Genomic DNA, 19,464 nt, shown 5'->3' on the forward strand with positions numbered 1-19,464 from the left:
GTCAACTCCTTTGCAGAGGTACGTGTCGTGAGGGCTGGGCTGAGGCGCCGACCTTGAACTCGGCCCAGCAGCGTTTGCCGGACGGCAGCGGATCGACTCCGTGGCGATCGGCCAGGGCGGCGACGAGGAACAGGCCGCGCCCGCCCTCTGCCTCCATGTCCGGCAGTCCGGCTCGTGGGATCTTGCGGTCGGCATCGGTCACCTCGATCAGCAGACGCTCACCGTTGAGGCGGGCGGCGGCCGAGATCGGGCCGTGGCCCGCGTGCCGTACCGCGTTCGTCAGCAGTTCGGCGGCGACCAGTTCTGCTGTGCTCAGCAGGTCCTGGTCGAGGGAGGCGTCCCAGCGCCGTATGCCGTTCGCGAGCTGCTGCCGCGCGGAGCGGACGGCGGCCGGTGTGCCGTGAACGGAGAATCGGATCTGGTGCGCTTCCATGAGCTGCCTCCTGGATTGGTGCGGCTGCTCCAAGCAACCGCTCCGGAGGCAAGCGGGACTACGCCGTGTGCCGGGGCTGCATCACTTATGCAGGAGCTGCATCGCGGTGAATTGCCGCTCGGTTACGCTCGGTTGAGCAGGCAGGATCGGCGACGGCAGGAGGGGCCGTGGCACAGATGGCCGAAGAACAGAGCGAGGCGAGACGGATCGGCGAAGTGATCCGTCAGGCACGTGTTTTACAGCGGCGCTCGCAGAAGGACGTGGCCACCGCACTGGGGTATCACCAGTCGAAGGTGAGCCGTCTGGAGAGCGGCAGGGGCACGGAGGACGTGCGCACGCTGCGCGAGATCGCGCAGGTGCTGGACATTCCACCGCACCGTCTCGGCCTCGCCGCCACATCTGACACCGGCCCCGCCCCTGAGCCCGGAGCAGAGGACATGCACCGCCGTACCTTCCTTGCCGCGAGCGTGGCCGCGCTCGCGGCTCCGCCGCCGTCATCGTCGTCGACCGCTGCGCATCACGACCTGATCCAGGTTCTGATGCCGGGCACGAGCCCCGCCGCCACCGGCCAAGCCTTGGACATCGAAGAGTTGCGGAACCGGGTGCGGGCAGTACGCCGGATGTTCTACGTGTGCGACTACGCGGAACTGGAGCAGACCCTGCCGGGGCTGATCGCCGACCTTCGCCAAGCCGCCGGCGGTGGCTCCTCCTGCTCGGCGGAGGCGTCCGGGCTGCTCGCGACCGCGTACCAGACATCGGTGAGCCTGCTGCTGAAGCGAGCCGATCAGGGCAACGCGTGGCTCGCGGCCGGGCGGGCCATGGCCGAGGCGGAACGGTCCGGGGACCCGGTCGTCCTCGCCGCCAGCGTCCGCGTGCACGCCCACGTCCTCGTTCGGGACAAGCACACCGCCCAGGCCGTGAACATGGTCCGCCACACCGCCGACCAGCTCACCGGCTCCTACGACCAGCGCTCCCCCCGGTACCTGGCGGCAGTCGGACTGCTCCTGCTCCGCGGGGCGACCGCCGCCAGCAGAAATGGCGACCGCGACACCACCCAGGACTTCCTCACCGAGGCCAAGGAAGTGGCACGCTACGTCGCCTTCGACCAGCCGGACGCCTGGGCGAACTTCAGCCCCACCAACGTCGCCCTGCACGAGGTCAGCGCGGCTGTCTCCTTCGGCGACGCCGGCATCGCTCTGCAGACCGCCCGGCCCCTCATGCGCCGCCACATTCCCGTCCCCGAGCGCCGGGCCGCCCTCTGGGTGGAGACCGCCCGCGCCTACAGTCAGCAGGGCAGACTCGCCGACGGCTACCAGGCCCTGCGCATCGCCGAGAGCTGCGCGGCACAGGACATCCGCCGCCCGGCCGTACGCGAACTGGTCGCCGACATGGTAGCCCGCGACCGCCGCCGGGCCCTGCCCGAACTGCACCACTTCAGCCGCCAACTGGGAGTGCCCGCGTGAGTGACCAGCACGACAAGCCGTTCCTCCAGATCGTGGTCTGCGCGGCCGGAGTCGCCGGTGACGTCGGCAAACTGATCACCGCAGCACACGAGCGGCAGTGGGACGTCGGTGTCGTCGCCACACCACAAGGGCTCGGCTTCCTCGACGTGGAGGCGGTGGAGAACCAGATCGGACGCCCCATCCGCTCGGCCTGGCGCTCGGCGGGCGAGCCGCGCCCGACCCGGCCCGCCGATGCGATCGCGGTCGCCCCGGCCAGCTTCAACACCATCAACAAATGGGCCACCGGAATCTCCGACAACCTCGCCCTCGGGGTCCTGTGCGAAGCACCCGCCATGGACGTCCCCATTGCCGTACTGCCGTACCTGAACTCGGCGCAGGCCGCCCACCCCGCGTACCGCAGGAGCCTGGAGCAGTTGCGCGAGATGGGCATCTTGATCGGCTCGTACGAGCCACATCGCCCGAAGGCCGGCGGCGGGGCCGACCGCTACCGCTGGGAGGAAGTACTGGAGCTGCTCGCCCCCAGGCTGTCCGAGCGGTCGTGATCAGGGCTGCGTCGTGCGGTCACGCGTACAAGCCAGCACCGGTAGCCGGGCCCGTTCATCGCTTTCAGCCGGAGCGCTTGTAGCAGACCCAGAACCGGCCGCTGGCCTGCCCGAGTACCTCGTCCACCACATTGGTGAGGGGTTCGACTGACCCTCCAGCGCCTCGCGGACGCCGTGGTACAGGCGCAGGCTGAGCCCTGGTGCCGTGGTGTCGAGACAGCGGGCCAGCCACTCTCCGGTTCCGTTCCAGGATCCGCCGATGGCCAGCGCCAGCCCGCCGGTTCTCCGAGCCAGTTCGGTGGCGACACCACAGACGCGAGGAACCAACAGCCATGAGAATCGGGATCACTGGACACTGCGGCCTGTCCCACGAGGTCGAACGACAGGTACGCGCTCTCCTCACCGAAGCGATCAAGCCGTACGACGCTTCAGATCTCGTCGGCGTCAGCTGCATCGCCGACGGCCCCGACGCCTGGTTCGCTCGGACCGTCCTCGACCCCGGCGGACAAATTGAGGTCGTCCTCCCGGCAGAGCAGTACCGCGTCGGCCTGTCCGACTGGCACCACCCCACCTACGACGACCTCCTCCGCCGAGCCGCCGAGATCCACCGCACGGGCCTCGACGCTCCGACATCCACGCCCACATGGCAGGCAGCGAACTCCTCGTCGACCTGGTCGACGAACTTCTCGCCGTCTGGGACGGCCAACCCGCCTGCGGCTACGGCGGCACCGCCGACATCGTCACCTACGCGGGGCAGAAAGGCGTGCCCGTGCGCGTTCTGTGGCCCGACGGTGCCACTCGGGACTGAAACTACGGGCGGAACGGCGCCGCAGGGACTGAGTCGTTATTGCACAAGGCGGAGAACGGGTCGCTGTTCCTGGACGTCGAGCAGTTCACGAACCCGCTTGGGCGTCCAGGCCAGTTCATGGGCCAGTGTGGCCACCGAGAGGTCCGCTTCTTTGCAGGCCAGTTCGAAGGCTTGGCACAGTAGAGACGGCTGCTCCCCGGAGTAGTTCGATACCGACTCAGGGATGAAACCGGGCTGACCATCCAGCGCACGAAGCCGCTGATATGCGCGGCTGCTCGTGGCGTCGGAGATCAGGCCGAGTTCACGGCACCGGTAGACGAGCGAGTGGATGGAGACACCCCAGACCTGCCTCAGCTCGGCCAGACGCGCGAGGTCCATCCGCTTGGGCAGGAGGGGCAGGATGCTGCCCTGGGGTGTGAGGAACTCGGCAGCGAAGGCGTCGGCCTCCTTCTCCTGTCGGCTGTCACCGGTGGCGTCGCCGTGAAGCACGAGGTGCCCGAGCTCGTGGGCGGCCGTGAAGCGATGGCGGTAGACGTCGTCCGCCCGATTCGCTGTGAGGACCACGAGCGGGCGCGCCGCCCTGGTGGAGAACGCGTCCACGGTCGCCGCCGAAGGATCGGACGCGGGCGGCATCACGACAACGATGCCGTGGGATTCCATACGTCGGACGAGGTGGGTGACCGGCCCGTCCCCCATCCCCCAACGCCGCCGAAGCTCTCGTGCTGCCGCTGCAGGGTCGGTGGGCAGTTCCGCTCCGGGATGGACCTCGCCGCCGGCGAAGCCGGGCAGGTTCACCAGGGGGAGCTGAATCCGCCGTTCGAGGGCGTAGGTGAGTTCCCACACCTGTTCGGCGAAGGCCAGGGCGCGTTCCCTCTGCGACTTCGGTGTGCTGCGCAAGCTGCGGAAATGGGCCATGGAGGAGTCGAGCCGGTTTGCCGGACGGCCGACCAAGAAGAAAGTGGCAGGCACACCAAGCACTTCGGCAAGACGGGGGATGAGGTCCGGACGAGGACGGGACACCCCCGTCTCGTACTGGCCCACGGCCGCCGGCGTCACCCCAAGGGCCTGCGCGACGTCCTTCTTCGTCATCTCAGCCAGCCGACGCGCCTGCGTCAGACGGGTGGGATCGAAGCCGTCGGAGATGGCGCGGGGCGTGGTGCCCCGCTCCTCCAAGCCCGGGATGAGGTCTTGCTTAATCGTTCGCATCGTCTTCGCTGGTCTGGTCGTCGGCCGGCTCTGCTTCGGTCAGCGGCGGAACGTCACGCTGTTGATCAACGCTCGCACGCGACGACAGCGTAAAGGTCGGCTGTGCCCCGCCGTCGAAGCTTGTCAGTTCCCGCTCGGACGAAGTTGCCTGCTTGGGGATCATCCCCAGACGCTGGCCGTGGAAGGTGACGGTTTCCGGCAGTGGAAGCGGCTCCGGGAGGGTCGCCCACTCCAGGCGTCGCTCCGCCCCCAGCGCGGCCCTGCCCCAATGAGCCTCCAGCAGCTCGGAAGCGTTGCACGCGAAGGGAACCAGGATCAGTTGCGTCCCGGGCGGCACAGCCGCGAGACCACCTCTGAGCTTCACCACCACAGCGCTCTCGTCAAAGCCGTCCAGCTCGAACGCACCCTGCTCATGAGTGGGGGGGCGGCGCGAAGTTGAACAACTCCTTCACCAGGCGGGACTCGCGAGGAATGCGAGCTGTACGTACGTCCGACTTGGTCTTCGAGTACAGGAACGGATAGAGCAGACCGTTCCCCACGACCATCAGCTCGAACGGGAACCCGAACGGCTTGACGGGAGTGGCGCCCGGCAGATCCTTCAACTCCTCCCACACCCGCTCGAACTGGCCTTGCCACCGGGCCGAGCCGTAGGTGTGGTTGGTACGCGAATCAGTCTGTTCCTGTGCTGCCTGGGCGTTCGCCTGCATGTTTCGCAGCGCCTGCCCGAGGCCCACACGGACCGCGGGTGCCTGCTCGCCGAACACATCGGTCGTCCAGGAGGGAAGATGCACACTCATGCGACGACTCCTCTGATCGGACTTCGCATTGGAGCAGTTAACCGGGAGACACACTTTAGTTGATGTCACAGATTTTGCACAAGTGCTTCTCTATGGCGCGTGATTCGCACGGATGCCGCCTGTCTCGGAGCCGGTCCACCCCAAGCCGCACCGAGGTTGACCAGCCCTGAAGCGGCGGTCCAGCTGGCAGTTGAGAATCAGCGACGGTGCTGTACACCCGCTACCAAGGGGAGAGGCGCAGGCTGCGGTGTCGTCCCGTACGAAGTGTGCGGGGCGGAAGCAAGGCCGGCTCGCGTGCTCGGCGTCGGCGTTGCGGTGAGACGTTGGATGCGCCAGACCAGGACGCGTGCAGGCGAGTCCGCGTCGCCCAAGGCGAGCTGGTCGACTGCCTCTTGGAGGAGTTGTGCCGGATCGTGGCCAGCAGCCTCGGCTTCGGCGAGGGTGACCGCGAGGGCATCGAAAGCCGGGTCTTCTACGACTTGCTGAGCGTGGTCGGGTACGACCTGGCGTAGGTGACGGATATGCCGGTCCACGGTCTGCTGGGGCGGTCGGCGCTGGGCGAGGGCGGCCACCGGTGCGGCTGCGGCTTGGTCATAGGCAGCCTGGAGGTGGACCAGGGTCTGGTGGACGGCTGCGACTTGCTGGTCGTGGTGGCGGAGCTGGTGCCAGCGGGCGGCGGCGATAACGGTGAGGATCGCGGCGTCGAGGAGCATCGCCAGGGCTGTGCCGTCCTTGGGGGCGGGCTCGCGGAGCATCGCTCGTACGGCGCCGCGCAGGGCTCGGGCGTGGTGGTGTTCGGCCTGAATACGGGATCGGGTGGCGCGCTCGAAGGCGGTAGCCGCTTCTCGGAGTTGGGGGCGCAGGTCCTGGGGTGCGACGAGGGGGAGGGCGTCCAGGGCTTCGCCGAAGGCGGCTATGTGGGCTTGGGAGGCTTCGTCGTCGGTTTGGTCGAGGTGGTGGGGGATGCGTTCGGTCGCGGCTGTGGCCTGGTGCCAGGGGTTGGGCCTATGCCGGCCCGGCTGGTCGGTGGGCTGTGCGTCGGTGTTCTCCAGGCGCTTTCGGATCTGGGGGAGGGACAGGTCGGGGGCGAGGTCGTAGCCGGAGAACCAGACGGGTTGTTTGTCGGCGGTGGTGGTGTCTTCGCTGGCGACCTTGTAGCCGCGTACGTCGCCGGAGGGGAAGTACACGATCTCGACGAGGACGCCGTCGGTGTGGCTGAGCAGGTGGACGAACTCCTCGACGCTTGAGGCGGCGGCCACGGCGGTGCGAATCGTGGCGCGCAGTCGTTCGCGGGCGGGCTTGTCATGGCCGGCGCGGAGGGCCTTCTCCTGTTCGGCACGGGTGGGCCGTTTGGCGGCGGTGCGATCGCCGCGTGCGACGCGGAAGAGGCCGTACTCCTTCTCGACGGCGGCGAGTTCACGGTTGGCGTTGATGTAGTCGTTCCAGTGGCGTGCGGTGCTCAGGTCGCCGCGCACCTTGGTGGCGGCGATGTGGATGTGGTCAGGGGCGTGGCGCACTGCCACCCACCGGCAGCCGTCCGGGTCACCGTCCGGCGCGATCCCCGTGGCCGCCACGACGCGGCGGGCGATGTCGGCCCACTCCTCGTCGCTCAGGTGGCGGTCGGACTTGGCGGCCCGGATCGAGCAGTGCCACACGTGCTGCTCGGGGGCGCGGTTGAGCCGCCGGGCTTGCTTGACGTGCAGGTCGAGGTCGGCCACAAGGAGTTTCTTGGTGGCGGCGAAGTCGTCGGCGCGGCCGGGGTCGGGGGCGAAGCCGTCCCAGGAGGCGACCAGGTGCGGATCGGTGTGGTCCTTGGTCCTCTTCGTGTCGAACAGGTACCGGATCAGGCCCGCGGTGCTCTTGCCGCTGCTGATCTTCGGGATCATCAGGTCGCCTTCACGGTGACGGCCTGGTTGGCGGCGGACGCGATGTGGCGGACGGCGGCGCCCACCGCACGCACGGTCTGCTCGGCCTGGGCCAGGACGGCTGTGTCCCCAGGGTGTGGATGACCGCCGGAGTTGACCTTCTTGGCGATCTGGTTGACGTTGTGGCCGATCTTGGCGACCTCTCGGCGCAGGGCGGTCAGCTCGTCGATGTAGTCGTCGAGCTCGGTGCGCTGGCCACGCAGGCCGAGGTCACCGTGGACGTGAGCCATGACGACGGCGCCGACGTAGTGGGCGGCGGCGATGTTCAGCGCTCGGGCCTCGGCGAGGATGTCAGCCTTCTCGTCGACGCTGTAGCGGACGTCGACACGTTCTTTGCGCTGGACGGCTTCACGCTGGCGGCGTCGGGCGACACGGTGCAGCGCGGCGGTGTCAGCGGCTCGCGGCAGCGCCACGGCGGCGGTGTCGGTGCTGTCGGGTTGTTCCTCCTCGGGTGCCCCCTGGTGCCCGAGTGCCTCCGCCACCCCCGGGGCGGAGGCATCCCCGTTGCGGCCGTCCTTGGACGGTCCAACGGCATACCTTGCTGACGCGGTCGTGGCTGGCGCGGTCGTCATCTCTTCCTGAGTGGTGGAGGGGGCGCGGGACGGGTCGTTCATGCGGGTTCTCCCGTGTGGTGATCGGAGTCGTCGCACCCGTCGCATGCCTGGTCAAGGCAGGTACGGGTGAGGTGATGAGGTGGGGTCGACTCGTCGCGAGTACTTGCTCCGTCCCCGTGTCAGCCCGCACGGGGACGGAAGATACGAGTCGAGGAGGCCGGGGATGCCGGCGCGGCCGGTCTCAGCGCACGCCGACCGACGTCTTCTCCCCTTCGATCTGCCGCTGGGCAGCAGCGGCATCCAGTTCAGCCTGCAGGATGGCCTTGATCCTTTCCGCCTCCGCCCTGCCGATGGTGAAGTCCTTGGCGCGGATGGCGTCTTCGATGTGGCGGCGGGAGGCCCGGTCACCGCGCCCCAGCCGTGCGGTGCGGGCGATGGAGAGCAGCTCGTCGGAGATGGGGTTGGCGTCATCCCCTTGTGGCTCTGCGGTGGCTCCCGCCACATCGGCAGAAGCGGAAGCCACATCAGCAGGGACGCCACCCGCGTCGGGCTGGGGCGCAGGTGGCTCCGGCGAACCGGTGTCGTCGTTGTGGCTCAACGTGGCGTCCGCCTGCAGCTCAGGCATGGCGGGATGGCGGCAGATGACGATGTAGAGGTGGACGGCGCCGGCCAGGGCGAGCGGGGCGATGGCGGACAGGACTCCGACGGTGTAGTCGTCGAGGCTCAGGCTGCCGATGTGGCGGGTTTGCTGGTTGAGGCGGACCGCGTGCAGGGCGTTGGCCCAGATGCTGGTGACGGTGGCCGCCCCGACGAGCGCCCAGACGTAGACGCGGGACCGAAGGGGCGCGGCGCGCAGCATGAGCAGGGCGCCGACGCCGATGGCGATGAACCCGTCGATCACGAGCGGGAAGGCGTAGGTGAGCAACCCACGGATGTGGACGGCGACGGCCATCTGCCGCAGTGCGTCATAGGAGAGCGCGAAGGCGAACGCGGCGAGCATCGCGATGCCGACGCGGATCGCAGCGGTGCCCGGTACAGCGGACGAAGCGGTGGTGGGGGAAGTCAAGCGCAGGCACTCCAGGTGGGGTTGGCGGCGATCACAGGGTGACGCGAGGGACACGGTGAGGGCGCGGAGACTCGTCCCACTCGTTGCATGCCTGCTCACAGCAGGTACGAGTGGACTGTTGATGTCGGGACGACTCGTTGCGGTCGCTGACTCGTCCCCGCGCTGACCTGCGCGGGGACGAGTGCGACGGGTCGAGTCGGGTCAGGCGGCGGTGCCGGGCAGCGGCTCGGCCACCGGACCGCCAGGCCCAGCCGGAGGGCCCGGCTCGGGGCAGTAGCGGGCCCAGGTGTCGAGGAACTGGTTGCGAGCGAAGCCCTTGGCCTGGGAGCCGTCACCGAAGCGGCGGTTGGCCGAGCCGATGCCGTACGGCTTCAGCAGTACCTGCAGGCCACGGGCGGTCAGGCCGTTGGCGCCGTACTCCGCCCACGGCGCTTCCTTGTCCGCGTTGAGGTGCTCCAGCAGCCGCTTCGTGCCCAGTACCGTCGGGTCGTTCTCAGCGGCGAAGGCCCGGCGGATACCGACCAGAAGCCGGGTCCGCAGCCCGCCTTCCTCGTCCTGCCCCGCTTCGTAGTCGGTCATGGCGCGGCACGCGGTGCGAGCGAGCGCGGACCATTCGCCACCTGCGAGGTCGGCGATGATCACCAGCGGCTCCCAGGTGTCCGCCGCACGGTCCTCGACCGGCATCGGTGGCTCCATGTCCATCGCCCGCACGTGCAGCGGCGTCAGCCAGGCGGCAAGCCGGTCGCGTACTACGTGCAGGGCGGGGGTGTCCCGACTGGTGCGGAATGCCGCCACCTTCTCGCCCGCCGCTCGGCGCCGCATCCGGATGACCACGGACCGGTCCATGATCGTGTCGGGCAGGTCGTTGATACCTGCCAGCGCCGCCATGGCGAAGGTGGGGAACGCCTGCGGCTTGTGCTCCGGCCCGGAGACCCGGAGCGTGGGCCGGTTCCGCTGGTGCCCCGCGTTGAGCAGGCCGCGCAGGTCCTCGTTCTTCTCCGCCGCCTTGGCGGTGCCGAAGAGGGTGTCCGCCTCGTCGACCAGGAGGGTCGGCGGGTTCTCCTCGGTGATCGAGCGGAAGATCGCGGCTGGGCTGGCGTTGACGGTGATCAGAGGGCTGCTCACGGTCTCGGTCACCACATCCAGCAGCCGCGACTTGCCGCACCGCTTCTCCGGAGCCACGATCGCCAGGCGCGGTGCGTGCTGCCACGCGGGCTGCAGGTGAGTGGCAGCCACCCACAGCGTCACCGCGGTGACGGCCTCCTCGCTGGGCATCGCCACATACCGCTTGATCTGTGCCCGCAGATCGGCGAGGACCTGCCCGCCGTCGGGGGCGAGCGCCACGTCCCTCTTCTCAACCGGTCTTACGGACGCCTCCGGTTCGGGCACCGGAGGCCCGTCGACCGGCTGGTCGGTGTCGGCGACCGGCGGCCACCCAGTCTTGTCGAGGTCGGAATAGGGCTCGGCTCCCTCATGTTCCACAGGGCAGCTCCTCATCTGGCGGTGGCGGGCTCGCGCGCCCTTCCCGCCGGGTTGGTTCTTCCAGGGCCGTTCGGGGGTGCTGAAGCCTCCGGCGTTGCCGCGCCGGAGGCTCGCTTCGTTCCCCGAGGGAACACGGACAGTACGTCCACGCCCTGACACAGTCCAGCGATTCTGTGTCAGCTCAGCGCAGAACCGTCTGCTACTCTGCCGCCCCCTCACGCCGCCAGGCCCAACAGCTCCAACAGATCCGCGGTCACAACCCGGTAGGCGTTGCCGAGCCGGAGCACCTTGCACGGGTACTCGCCCCGCTTCGCCAGCTCATAGCCCTTACTCCGGCCGAGCCCCAGCGCACGGTTGCCTGTTTCCAGGTCAACCGACACGGGGAGGGCAAGAAGCTCCTCCCGACTCATCCCCGTCGACCGTCCGGCCGTCTCGTCTTCACGCATGCAGTGCGCCCCTTTCGGTACAGCCCTCGGCGAACGCGCCCATCACGTCCGACTCCAAGCGGCTACCAACCATCATCGGGAAGCTAATGTGTCTGCATGACACAACACGGTTTGGATGCTGATGAGGACGACGTCCCGGAGTGGGCGGATCGGATCAAGGCCAACGTGGCCGGCGAAGTCCGACGGAGAAGAAAGGAGATGGGATGGAGCGCACAGGAACTGGCGGACCAGTGCGAGCGACTGGGGCACCCCATCCCCCGCAACGTCATCGCCAACATGGAATCCGGACGCCGGGCCAACCTTCCCCTGGTGGACGTCATGGTCCTGGCCGCCGCCCTGGAGACGTACCCGGTCTGCCTGATCTTCCCGGTCGGCTACGTCGAGGAGACCCAGGAACTCCCCTTCCAGGGCCTCGTCCCCACCTGGGACGCGCTACGCCGCTTCACCGGCGAGCAGGACGTGCCTGAGTACGACGCGGGCCTCGTCCCCAGCTTCGAACTCCACACCAGCCTCGTGGGCACCGCCCTGGCCGCTCTCGACGAGGCGGAACAGGCGGGGTTCGCCGCCAGAACGGCCACCACCCGCGCCCAGAAGGAAGAAGCCGAGAGGAAGCGGACCAGGTACGGCGACGAGGCCATCTCCGCGAAGTACACCCTCCGCCACCTCCGCCGCGACATGCGCGACGAGGGAGCCACCCCACCCGAGCTGCCACATGCACTGGGCGACGTCGACCCGCCCGCACCCGATGCCGAAACCACCACGGAGGATCGCCTTTGAAGGGTTCAACCCACCGCCGCTGCTACTGCCGAGACCCCAAGACGGGCAAACCCCTCGGCAAGAACTGTCCGAAGCTCTCCAGCCGTAAGCACGGCTCGTACTCCATACGCCAGGAACTCCCGCCCCACGAGGACGGCACCCGCCGCTCCTTCAGCCGAGCCGGCTACGAGTCTCTGAAGGCCGCTCAGGCGGACCTCGACCACGTCCGCTCCCTGCTCACCCTGGCGGACAAGGACGACCCGGACAGCCTCCAGCGCCTCGTCGCGATGCTGGAGGAGGTCGCGGTCGAGAAGGCCCCGCTGCCGGCCATCGAGGAGACCCGACGCCGTCTGAGGGCGGGTCTCGCCCTCCGTGGCAGCCTCACCGTCGGCGAGTGGCTCGACCAGTGGTTCGCCGCGAAGAAGCGCCGTAAGACCACGCTCAACGGCTACGCGTCCCACATCCGCGTCCACCTGAAGCCCCGCATCGGGCAGGTACGCCTCGACCGCCTCAACGTCGGCCACCTGGTGGAGATGTTCGACGCGATCGCCGACGAGAATGAGGTGATCGCGGCCGAGAACGAAGCCCGCCGTGAGCAGATCGCCCGCTGCAAGCCGAGCAAGCCCGGACGCCCGGTAGGAGCCGAGCGGAAGCTGCTCGCGGCCGAACGGGCCAAGCTGGCGGAGATGAAGCCGTTCCGGAAGACAACCGGCCCGGCCAGTCGTCAGGCGATCCGCCGCACGCTCCGCGCGGCCCTCAACTCCGCGATCGCCCAGCAGCTGATCACCTTCAACCCGGCGTCCCACGTCGAGTTGGAGTCAGGCAGGCGCCCGAAGCCCCTCCTATGGACGGATGAGCGAGTCCGGCGGTGGCGCGAGACGGGCGAGATCCCTGGACCCGTCATGGTGTGGACGCCGCAACAGTTCGGCGCCTTCCTCGACGCAGCCGAGGGCGAACGCCTGTACGCGATCTTTCCCCTCATGGGCACGCGCGGCCTCCGGCGGGGCGAGGCAGTCGGCCAGGACTGGCACGAGATCGACCTCGACGCCGGCCTCATCACTCCCGCCAAGGAGATCGTGGTGGACGGCTGGGATCCCTACGAGTCCGAGCCGAAGACGGACGGCAGCGCGAACACGATCGCGCTCGACAGCGTGAACATCGCCGCCCTACGCGACCACAAGGTCCGTCAGGAGAAGGAGCGCGCCGAGTGGGGCACCGCCTGGCAGAACACCGGCAAGGTGTTCACCAAGGAGGACGGCTCCTGGCTCCACCCTGAGACGGTCTCCGAGACCTTCCGCCGGATCCTCGCCACGACCGACCTGCCGCCCATCACCCTGCGGGATCTACGCCACGTCGCCGCAACGCTCACGCACGGAGGCGGCGGCGACATCCATACGGTGAAGGAGACGCTCCGGCACTCCACCATCACGCTGACTTCGGACACGTACACGAGTCTGCTCCCGGAGATCGACCGTGAGATTGCGGAAAAGGCCGCAGCTCTGGTCCCTCGCGGCCATCGGTCTGGAAACCAAATAGAGGCCGCACCGTGAACTGGCAAGCTTCAGATGACGGGCAGTCGGCTCTCTGCTTCGATGATGTCGACCACCGACTCAACCTTCGCCAAAGATGAGACCGCGATCTCAAAGGGTCCGATCAGCAGTGCGTGAGCAAGCAGTTTCCGCGCGGTGGGCGGGTCGGCGCGATCGGCAATTTCCACGAGAGCTCGCGCCTTTTGCAAGGGCGCAGTGATGGACTCAGTGGTGACTTGTGCCCGCTCCAACCAGCCGGCTGCGACCATTGCCCGTACCAGCTCTGCTAGAGCTGCCGATCGCTGATCCGCGTCGGTGATCGTGTGGGCGATCTCCTCGGCCTTGGCGAGATCCCCAGCACGCGTGACGACCTCCACAAGACTGATGAGAGCCCATGCCTGTCGACTCGGGTCCGTAATAGAACGTGCCAGAGACTCGGCCCTTCCCAATTCTCCCGTGGCGGCCAAGGTCTCGACAAGAATAGGAGACGCCTGGGCTTCCTCAACTTCCACGGGGATTGAGCGCGCCGTTTCTTCCGCATGCTTGGCGATCGAGTGCGCTCGATGAGCTTGTTCTGTCAAAGCAAAATAACGCACCAAGCTTGCGAGTGCCTGAGATCGTTGAAACGGGTCAGGGATTTTCTGAGCCACTTGTTCAGCCTGATCCAATTCGCCGACAACCGCCAAGCACGTCACCAGGTCTGCCAGACCAGACGCGCGCTGACTCGGCACGTCAATCAGCTCAACGAGATGCGCAACTGTCCTCGCCATCTGCCGCGCCCGCTCGATATGATCGGATTCCGCGAGGGCCTGAGTCAATTCAGTCATTACTCGAACTTGGCGGCGATGATCTCTGAGAGAATAAGCCGCTTTCGTCGCCCTTTCCAGTTCCCCAGCGGAAACCCATGCCTTTACGAGCCCACTAAGGGCTTCCATGTGACGATCCGGCGCAGTGATGGAATAAGCTAGCGCTACTGCACGGCCAGAGTTGCCGAGCGCCGCCCAAGCAGCTGGCAGGTTGCCTGGAATATTGCTGTTACGCCTTTTGAGCTTGTCCCGGTTGATCGCGAGCATCAGCATCTGCTTGAGATCCGGATCTGAATCCTCAGAAATCGCCGCTTGCAGGCGCCCAATCTCCTCAAGGCTAGATGCGTCGCCTCCACTGGCAGCTAGAATCCGGTCTTGTCGCGACTGATCTGCCACCAAAGCGAAAGCTGCAGACCGATTGCCCGTCGCGAGAAGCAGGTTAAAGTATCCCTGCAACAGGTACTCCGGTGTGGACGCGGGCCATCCCTGCTGTTGATATTGACTAGCCCAACGATGCAGCGCCTCGCGATATTCAGCCAGCCTCTTTTTACCCAGAGCCTTTCTGGCGTTCTCCACGAGTTCCTCGTGAGCAAGCATAACAATATCTCGCCGTGATCCACTTCGCCACTGACTATTGCGTACAGAAAACGTACGGCCACCCACGACAAGCAAGACTTGCCGCATAGGATAATGGGTAAGTTCTGATAGATCACGGAGACTCAGACCACCGCCGGCCGCAACCAAGAATCCAAGAATCTTATGCGGCAACTCATCCCCTGACAGGAGGTCCCTAAGTTCACGGCTTGCGTTAGCCCGAAGCACCTGAGCGTATTCAGAAGCCCGAAGATGGTAGGCGATTGCAGAGTCTCTTAGAGGATGACGTTCAGGCACGTCGGACGGGACAGAGGAATGAGGGCGCCCAGAAACCAGCACTCGAGCGCCAGCGGGAGGATCCATTGGAAGACTTGCGGCAATACTGCGTGCACCCAATTTTTCGGTAATACCAGTGTCTTCATCAAGCCCGTCGACCAAAAGGACCAGACTTTGTCCCGACTGCCGACAAACCTGAGCGGCTTCGTTAAAGAGTTGATAGAAGTGTCCTACCTGAGCATCAGGGGGAATCTGTGAAGGAAGGGGTTGACCAACAATTTCGGCGAGCTGCTCCAGCACTACGTCGAGAAATGCCTGGAGGTCACTCTGCCCCGCAAGCCGAGCAGTGACGAAGAAGGGAACGACCACTACTCCGGCAGGTGGGTTGATAGCAAACCATGCCAATAGCGCCGACTTACCTGCCCACGGAGGCCCCTGCACAAGCAAGTAATCCTGCCCATCTTCTGCCGTGCAGAAGTGCGCAAAGTCGGCCAATTCAGATTCACGGCCCTCCAGCGCGGGAGGAGCGATCATCTCAACCTGTCGCTGGTAGGCGAATCTCGTCAGCCCGGCCCTGCGATCCGTCGGCTCGACTTGTTCCCCGCTGACACCGACGGACTCGGCACCACCATGACGTAGCGCCTCGTTTGCCTGGCGCAGCCTACGGATCTCCACTTCGATGTCCAGCTGCCCGTCGTATTCGGACCTGAGCAGGTCTTCGAGTTCGTCACTCATCGATGTCTCCTTCCTGCTCGTCCTGGGCCCGAAGCATCGCCAGGGTCAGCTCGGTGACCCGCTTCTTGGCCACGCTGAGGTGAGCCCGGATGGACTGGGGCTTCTTGCCCAGTATTGCCGCAATCTCGCGTGGAGCTAGTCCGGAGTAGATCTTGAGCTGGAAAGGCTCACGAAGGTAGTCCGGCAGTTCAGCGACCGCCCTCTTGGCGGCCTGGAGAGCAGCCTCTGTGGAGACGTTGCCGATCAGCGCCTGTTCACTGTCCGCAGGGACGTCATCATCTTCTTCGTCATAGCTGGCGTACTCAAGGTAGGCATGAAGCTCAACAAGGTCCACCGGGTTCTGGGCTGCGGCCCGCCTCCGGTCTGCCTGTGCGTTTCGGATCGCGGCGGTGAAGTAAGGGACCAGATCACGGACAGGCCCGTTGTCAACCAGGTAGCGGCTGACGGATTGGCCTGCGTCAAGGATGACCTCGCGGGCATCCACGTCGCTGAATCCATCGTTGCGGACCAACGCGTAGAACTGGCCATACCGTTCGCGGAACATGGCTGCCATCTGGTCGTTGACCTCGGCCAACCGTCTGCTGCGGGCATCAGACACGGAGGGCGGGTCGGGTGGCATCGCTTTGCTCCGTGTTCTCGGGGTGCGGGCACTATGGCTTCATGTGAACTGGTATGAGTCAACAGCACTATCTCCAAAGGCCGTCGACCGCGCGTCCGCGATGACAAATCATCGTCCGTTGCCGACCGGGCCACCACGCGACTCGGTCGGCGATGCACTCCTCGTGGACACTGGCGGTGCAGATTATGAAGAGGAACGCACATCGAGGAACATCTGCACCATGATCGCGAAGCCCAACACCCCGACCAGCAGGGTGACAGAGGCCACGAATGCCTTGGCCGCTGTCCCCAGGGCAGTGACTGCGGAGGTGCCCTCCCTCCGGACCATGAAGTAGCTGGTGACAGCGACGACGAGACCAATCGCCCCCACAAGCAGTACGACCAAGACCGTGATCACGTCTGTCCTTCCACGTTCACTGCGGCTGCCGCGCTTTCACTGGTACTCACGCAGCACCGTTAGGTCCCAGGTCAGCGACTTCCGGGCAGCCACCTTCGCCATCCTCCAGCTCTCCAACTCGCGTTCGCCGCCCTCAAGGCTCGCTTCCTGGGGCCGAGCCGGGGCAGGGGCTTAGAAGGGTGACAGGCCCGTGCTCCGGTGTCTCGGCCACATCGCCAACTGAGCTTGGGGCGCTTGGCCATTTCCCGTCCCCCCAGCGGGTACGGACGTCATGCTCGGTCCATGGGACGAAACAGCCAGCGCCGCCGGGGCGCACAAGCCACTCGGGTGGGGCACAACGTCACGCCTGACCTCTCCGAGATCTCCCGTGCCCGGACCGCAAAGCGTCTGCGCGCCGATATAGCGTCGTGGATGCGGAACCCCTCCCAGGGGCCTGGGGCCTCGTTCATGGAGGGTGAGCACCCTTCAGATCCCACCGCGGTCTGGGCAATCCTGATGGGGTGGCTTGTCGGGGCGCGGGAGCAGATTACTGAGGAACAGGCGCGCGACGCCGTCAGGTGGGTCTCCGACAGCCTGGGGATCCAGCACGATGACCTCCTCCAAGCAGCAGGGTTCATCGGCCATCCGGACGCGCCGGATGTGACCCTCAACGAGGCAGTCGAGCGCTACGGGGACGACCCGATGCTCTTCACCGTGTACATGGTGATGCTCTGCGGCGGTCTGGTCGCCACGGTGGGCGATGCCGATCCGGATTGGCTCAAGCAGTTCGATCTAACGGTTTGAGCGGGTCGAGGGCTCTCCGGGTGGGGCGTCCCCGGCCCGTCAGCTCACGCATCGCTCACGCACACGACCGAGAACGACGAAGCGCCCCGACCGGTCAGAACCGGTTGGGGCGCTTCGCAGCAGGTCAGAGGCCATATCCCCTGCCTGCGAACCGTAGGCCCTGTGGGACTCGAACCCACAACCAATGGATTAAAAGTCCACTGCTCTGCCAATTGAGCTAAGGGCCCAGGCGATGTTGCCTCCCCGAGCATAGCCGGACGTGGCCGGGACTCCGATCGGGTATCGGTGACCCGGCCGCGTCGGCGGGCCGCAAAAAGGTCCGCCGCAGAACAGAACGGGCGGAAGAACGCCGGAACTGGGGCGAGTTGACTGGTGCCCGAGACCCTTCCGCGGATGGACACCCGCCCCTACGGATCCATCGCCTTCGGCGTCCCCTTCCGCGCGGCCTCCCGGGCCACGCTGCGCTCGTGCTCGGGGTTGAGGAACCAGTGGCGGGCGGAGGCGGCCCACCAGATCGCCGCGAAGCCCAGCACCACCAGTACGGCGACGGGGGCGTAGTTGAAGTTCTCCCAGGTGACCGGAGACAGCTGCGGGAGCATGAACAGGACGGTGATGACGAAGACCCAGATCACCGCGATGAGGCCGATCGCCCGCGACCAGCGGCCCAGATGCCAGGGTCCCCGCTCGAACGCGTCGCCCTTGCGGAGCCGCAGCAGGGTCGGGATGACGTACGCGATGTACAGGCCGATCACCGCGATCGACGTGACCGCCGCGTACGCCGTGACATTGATCAGGTAGGGAAGTCCGAGGACGAGCGCGCCGGCCGCAGCCAGCCAGACCGCCGCCACGGGAGTGCGCGTGCGGGGGCTGACCGTGTGCCAGACGTGCGAGAACGGGAGCGCGCCGTCGCGCGAGAAGGCGTAGATCATGCGGCTGTTGGCGGTCACGGAGGCCATGCCGCAGAAGAGCTGCGCGCCGATGATGACGAGAAGGAGCAGTTTGCCGCCGGTCGCGCCGAGCGCGTCCAGCAGGATCTGCGCGGGCGGCACCCCGGTCGCCGATTCACGGGCACCGTCGTAGGACTGGATGGCGAAGGTGAAGCCGAGGAGAAGGACGAAGCCCGCAACCCAGGACGTCCAGATGGACTGGACGATGCCCTTGGGGCCGGCCGTCGACGCGTCGTGCGTCTCCTCGGTCATGTGGGCGGAGGCGTCGTACCCGGTGAAGGTGTACTGCGCCATCAACAGGCCCAGCAGCACCACGTACAACCCGCTGCCCCAGCCCGTGTTGTTGACGAACTCCGTGAACACGAAGGACGCCGACTGATGGCTGTCGGGGACGATGACGAGCGCGCCGACGATGACGACCACGCCCACCACGTGCCACCACACGCTGATGTTGTTCAGCAGACCGACGATGCGTACGCCGAAGGTGTTCAGGAGGCCGTGCAGCAGCAGGATCGCGGCGAACAGCAGGATCGTCCGGCCCGGTGTCACCTCGAAGCCGAACTCGAGGTTCAGATACGCCGCCAGGAAGGACGCCGCGCCGAAGTCGATGCCGGCGGTCACGGCGACCTGGCCGAGCACGTTGAACCAGCCCGTGAACCACGCCCAGGCGGCCGCGCTGCGCTCCGGCGCCAGTCGATGGGCCCAGAAGTACAGGCCGGCGGAGGTCGGATAGGCCGAACAGATCTCGGCCATGGCCAGGCCCACGAAGAGCGTCATCAGGCCGACCGCGACCCAGCCCCAGGTGATCACCGCGGGCCCGCCGGTGTTCATGCCGAAGAGGTACAGCGTCATACAGCCGGACAGGACCGAGATGATCGTGAAAGAGACCGCGTAGTTGGAGAACGCGGACATACGGCGGGCGAGGACCTGCGTGTAGCCCAGTTGGGCGAGCCGTTCCTCGTCGGACACCGAGACCGACACAGAGACCGGAGCCGAAGCCCCGGGTGCCCCACGGGCTATGTCGTCATCTGTCATGCCCCCAGCAATTCCCTTCCCAGGGACGTGACATGCGCCACACCATGGCCGAAAACCGGCGGGAACAGGGCGGAACAAGGCGGAACAAGCCCGAAGGGCCCGTACGACCGGAGTCGTACGGGCCCTTCGATGTTGTCGGCAGGCGTCAGCCACCGGCCTCAGCCGTCGGCGTCAGCGATCGACACCGGCCATCGGCCGACGGCCATCAGCATCAGCCGTTGCGCTTCCAGCGCGGCTTCTCGTCGCGACGGCCGAAGGAGGAGCCG

Annotated in this window: 18 protein-coding genes, 1 tRNA gene and 1 pseudogene; 6 read left to right on the forward strand and 14 right to left on the reverse strand. The window is 66.8% G+C overall.

Annotation, left to right across the window (positions count from 1 at the left end):
- Position 1: 1 nt before the first annotated feature.
- Complete coding sequence (locus tag ACFU53_RS26460) at positions 2 to 433, reverse strand: ATP-binding protein (RefSeq protein ID WP_383997243.1); 432 nt, start codon at positions 431 to 433, stop codon at positions 2 to 4.
- 176 nt (positions 434 to 609) lie between these two features.
- On the opposite strand from ACFU53_RS26460, the gene ACFU53_RS26465 reads away from it, so the two are divergent.
- The 3 genes and pseudogenes from ACFU53_RS26465 to ACFU53_RS26475 all read left to right on the forward strand — a co-directional run bounded on the left by ACFU53_RS26465 (position 610) and on the right by ACFU53_RS26475 (position 3,246).
- Complete coding sequence (locus tag ACFU53_RS26465) at positions 610 to 1,896, forward strand: helix-turn-helix domain-containing protein (protein ID WP_383997293.1); 1,287 nt, start codon at positions 610 to 612, stop codon at positions 1,894 to 1,896.
- Entirely contained in the window at positions 1,893 to 2,438 is a 546-nt protein-coding gene (locus ACFU53_RS26470; protein WP_383997246.1) for a flavoprotein, read from the forward strand. Before ACFU53_RS26465 ends, ACFU53_RS26470 begins: the two co-directional genes overlap by 4 nt.
- A 332-nt stretch (positions 2,439 to 2,770) precedes the next feature.
- A pseudogene (locus tag ACFU53_RS26475) lies at positions 2,771 to 3,246 on the forward strand (hypothetical protein).
- A gap of 36 nt (positions 3,247 to 3,282) precedes the next feature.
- Here ACFU53_RS26475 and ACFU53_RS26480 read toward each other — a convergent pair.
- The 8 genes from ACFU53_RS26480 to ACFU53_RS26515 form a co-directional block, all read right to left on the reverse strand.
- Entirely contained in the window at positions 3,283 to 4,452 is a 1,170-nt protein-coding gene (locus tag ACFU53_RS26480) for a helix-turn-helix domain-containing protein (RefSeq protein ID WP_383997249.1), read from the reverse strand.
- A complete protein-coding gene (locus tag ACFU53_RS26485; protein ID WP_383997252.1) occupies positions 4,439 to 4,822 on the reverse strand; it encodes a hypothetical protein in 384 nt (127 codons plus the stop codon). The genes ACFU53_RS26480 and ACFU53_RS26485 overlap by 14 nt, the downstream gene beginning before the upstream one ends.
- A gap of 40 nt (positions 4,823 to 4,862) precedes the next feature.
- The gene (locus ACFU53_RS26490; protein ID WP_383997255.1) at positions 4,863 to 5,249 is read right to left on the reverse strand and encodes a hypothetical protein; all 387 of its coding nucleotides are present in this window, start codon (positions 5,247 to 5,249) and stop codon (positions 4,863 to 4,865) included.
- 197 nt (positions 5,250 to 5,446) lie between these two features.
- Positions 5,447 to 7,135, reverse strand: a complete 1,689-nt coding sequence (locus ACFU53_RS26495; RefSeq protein WP_383997257.1) for a relaxase/mobilization nuclease domain-containing protein — start codon at positions 7,133 to 7,135, stop codon at positions 5,447 to 5,449.
- Positions 7,135 to 7,788 (reverse strand): MobC family plasmid mobilization relaxosome protein, encoded by a 654-nt coding sequence (locus ACFU53_RS26500; protein ID WP_383997260.1) that lies wholly within the window; start codon positions 7,786 to 7,788, stop codon positions 7,135 to 7,137. Before ACFU53_RS26500 ends, ACFU53_RS26495 begins: the two co-directional genes overlap by 1 nt.
- Positions 7,789 to 7,969: 181 nt before the next feature.
- Positions 7,970 to 8,794 carry a DUF2637 domain-containing protein gene (locus tag ACFU53_RS26505; RefSeq protein WP_383997263.1) on the reverse strand — a complete coding sequence of 275 codons (825 nt, stop codon included), beginning with the start codon at positions 8,792 to 8,794 and terminating at the stop codon, positions 7,970 to 7,972.
- Positions 8,795 to 8,995: 201 nt separating this feature from the next.
- The gene (locus ACFU53_RS26510) at positions 8,996 to 10,276 is read right to left on the reverse strand and encodes a DUF3631 domain-containing protein (protein ID WP_383997266.1); all 1,281 of its coding nucleotides are present in this window, start codon (positions 10,274 to 10,276) and stop codon (positions 8,996 to 8,998) included.
- A gap of 215 nt (positions 10,277 to 10,491) precedes the next feature.
- On the reverse strand, positions 10,492 to 10,722 hold the full coding sequence (locus ACFU53_RS26515) for a hypothetical protein (RefSeq protein ID WP_220647841.1): 231 nt from the start codon (positions 10,720 to 10,722) through the stop codon (positions 10,492 to 10,494).
- 111 nt (positions 10,723 to 10,833) lie between these two features.
- Between ACFU53_RS26515 and ACFU53_RS26520 the strand changes: the two genes are divergently transcribed.
- Both ACFU53_RS26520 and xerC read left to right on the forward strand, forming a co-directional pair.
- Positions 10,834 to 11,499, forward strand: coding sequence for a helix-turn-helix domain-containing protein (locus ACFU53_RS26520; RefSeq protein ID WP_383997296.1), 666 nt, complete (start codon positions 10,834 to 10,836; stop codon positions 11,497 to 11,499).
- On the forward strand, positions 11,496 to 13,028 hold the full coding sequence (xerC, locus tag ACFU53_RS26525; protein WP_383997269.1) for a tyrosine recombinase XerC: 1,533 nt from the start codon (positions 11,496 to 11,498) through the stop codon (positions 13,026 to 13,028). Before ACFU53_RS26520 ends, xerC begins: the two co-directional genes overlap by 4 nt.
- An 11-nt stretch (positions 13,029 to 13,039) precedes the next feature.
- On the opposite strand, the gene ACFU53_RS26530 is transcribed toward xerC, so the two are convergent.
- From ACFU53_RS26530 to ACFU53_RS26540, 3 genes are all read right to left on the reverse strand, one after another.
- A complete protein-coding gene (locus tag ACFU53_RS26530) occupies positions 13,040 to 15,418 on the reverse strand; it encodes a hypothetical protein (RefSeq protein ID WP_383997272.1) in 2,379 nt (792 codons plus the stop codon).
- On the reverse strand, positions 15,411 to 16,016 hold the full coding sequence (locus ACFU53_RS26535) for an RNA polymerase sigma factor (RefSeq protein ID WP_383997275.1): 606 nt from the start codon (positions 16,014 to 16,016) through the stop codon (positions 15,411 to 15,413). The genes ACFU53_RS26530 and ACFU53_RS26535 overlap by 8 nt, the downstream gene beginning before the upstream one ends.
- 204 nt (positions 16,017 to 16,220) lie before the next feature.
- The gene (locus ACFU53_RS26540; RefSeq protein WP_383997278.1) at positions 16,221 to 16,433 is read right to left on the reverse strand and encodes a hypothetical protein; all 213 of its coding nucleotides are present in this window, start codon (positions 16,431 to 16,433) and stop codon (positions 16,221 to 16,223) included.
- A gap of 282 nt (positions 16,434 to 16,715) precedes the next feature.
- On the opposite strand from ACFU53_RS26540, the gene ACFU53_RS26545 reads away from it, so the two are divergent.
- Positions 16,716 to 17,216, forward strand: a complete 501-nt coding sequence (locus ACFU53_RS26545) for a hypothetical protein (protein ID WP_383997281.1) — start codon at positions 16,716 to 16,718, stop codon at positions 17,214 to 17,216.
- Between the two features lie 154 nt (positions 17,217 to 17,370).
- On the opposite strand, the gene ACFU53_RS26550 is transcribed toward ACFU53_RS26545, so the two are convergent.
- Together ACFU53_RS26550 and ACFU53_RS26555 are read right to left on the reverse strand one after the other, a co-directional pair.
- Positions 17,371 to 17,443: transfer RNA gene (locus tag ACFU53_RS26550), tRNA-Lys, on the reverse strand.
- Between the two features lie 180 nt (positions 17,444 to 17,623).
- A complete protein-coding gene (locus ACFU53_RS26555) occupies positions 17,624 to 19,198 on the reverse strand; it encodes an amino acid permease (protein ID WP_383997284.1) in 1,575 nt (524 codons plus the stop codon).
- Between the last annotated feature and the right edge of the window lie 266 nt (positions 19,199 to 19,464).

The sequence above is a fragment of the Streptomyces sp. NPDC057474 genome (assembly GCF_042802555.1).
GTDB lineage: Bacteria > Actinomycetota > Actinomycetes > Streptomycetales > Streptomycetaceae > Streptomyces.

Coding starts and splice junctions, on each gene's coding strand:
- ACFU53_RS26530 (WP_383997272.1), bottom strand. CDS start 15,418: ATGAGTGACGAACTCGAAGACCTGCTCAGGTCCGAATACGACGGGCAG.
- ACFU53_RS26465 (WP_383997293.1), top strand. CDS start 610: ATGGCCGAAGAACAGAGCGAGGCGAGACGGATCGGCGAAGTGATCCGT.
- ACFU53_RS26460 (WP_383997243.1), bottom strand. CDS start 433: ATGGAAGCGCACCAGATCCGATTCTCCGTTCACGGCACACCGGCCGCC.
- ACFU53_RS26490 (WP_383997255.1), bottom strand. CDS start 5,249: ATGAGTGTGCATCTTCCCTCCTGGACGACCGATGTGTTCGGCGAGCAG.
- ACFU53_RS26545 (WP_383997281.1), top strand. CDS start 16,716: ATGGGACGAAACAGCCAGCGCCGCCGGGGCGCACAAGCCACTCGGGTG.
- ACFU53_RS26515 (WP_220647841.1), bottom strand. CDS start 10,722: ATGCGTGAAGACGAGACGGCCGGACGGTCGACGGGGATGAGTCGGGAG.
- ACFU53_RS26555 (WP_383997284.1), bottom strand. CDS start 19,198: ATGACAGATGACGACATAGCCCGTGGGGCACCCGGGGCTTCGGCTCCG.
- ACFU53_RS26480 (WP_383997249.1), bottom strand. CDS start 4,452: ATGCGAACGATTAAGCAAGACCTCATCCCGGGCTTGGAGGAGCGGGGC.
- ACFU53_RS26495 (WP_383997257.1), bottom strand. CDS start 7,135: ATGATCCCGAAGATCAGCAGCGGCAAGAGCACCGCGGGCCTGATCCGG.
- ACFU53_RS26500 (WP_383997260.1), bottom strand. CDS start 7,788: ATGAACGACCCGTCCCGCGCCCCCTCCACCACTCAGGAAGAGATGACG.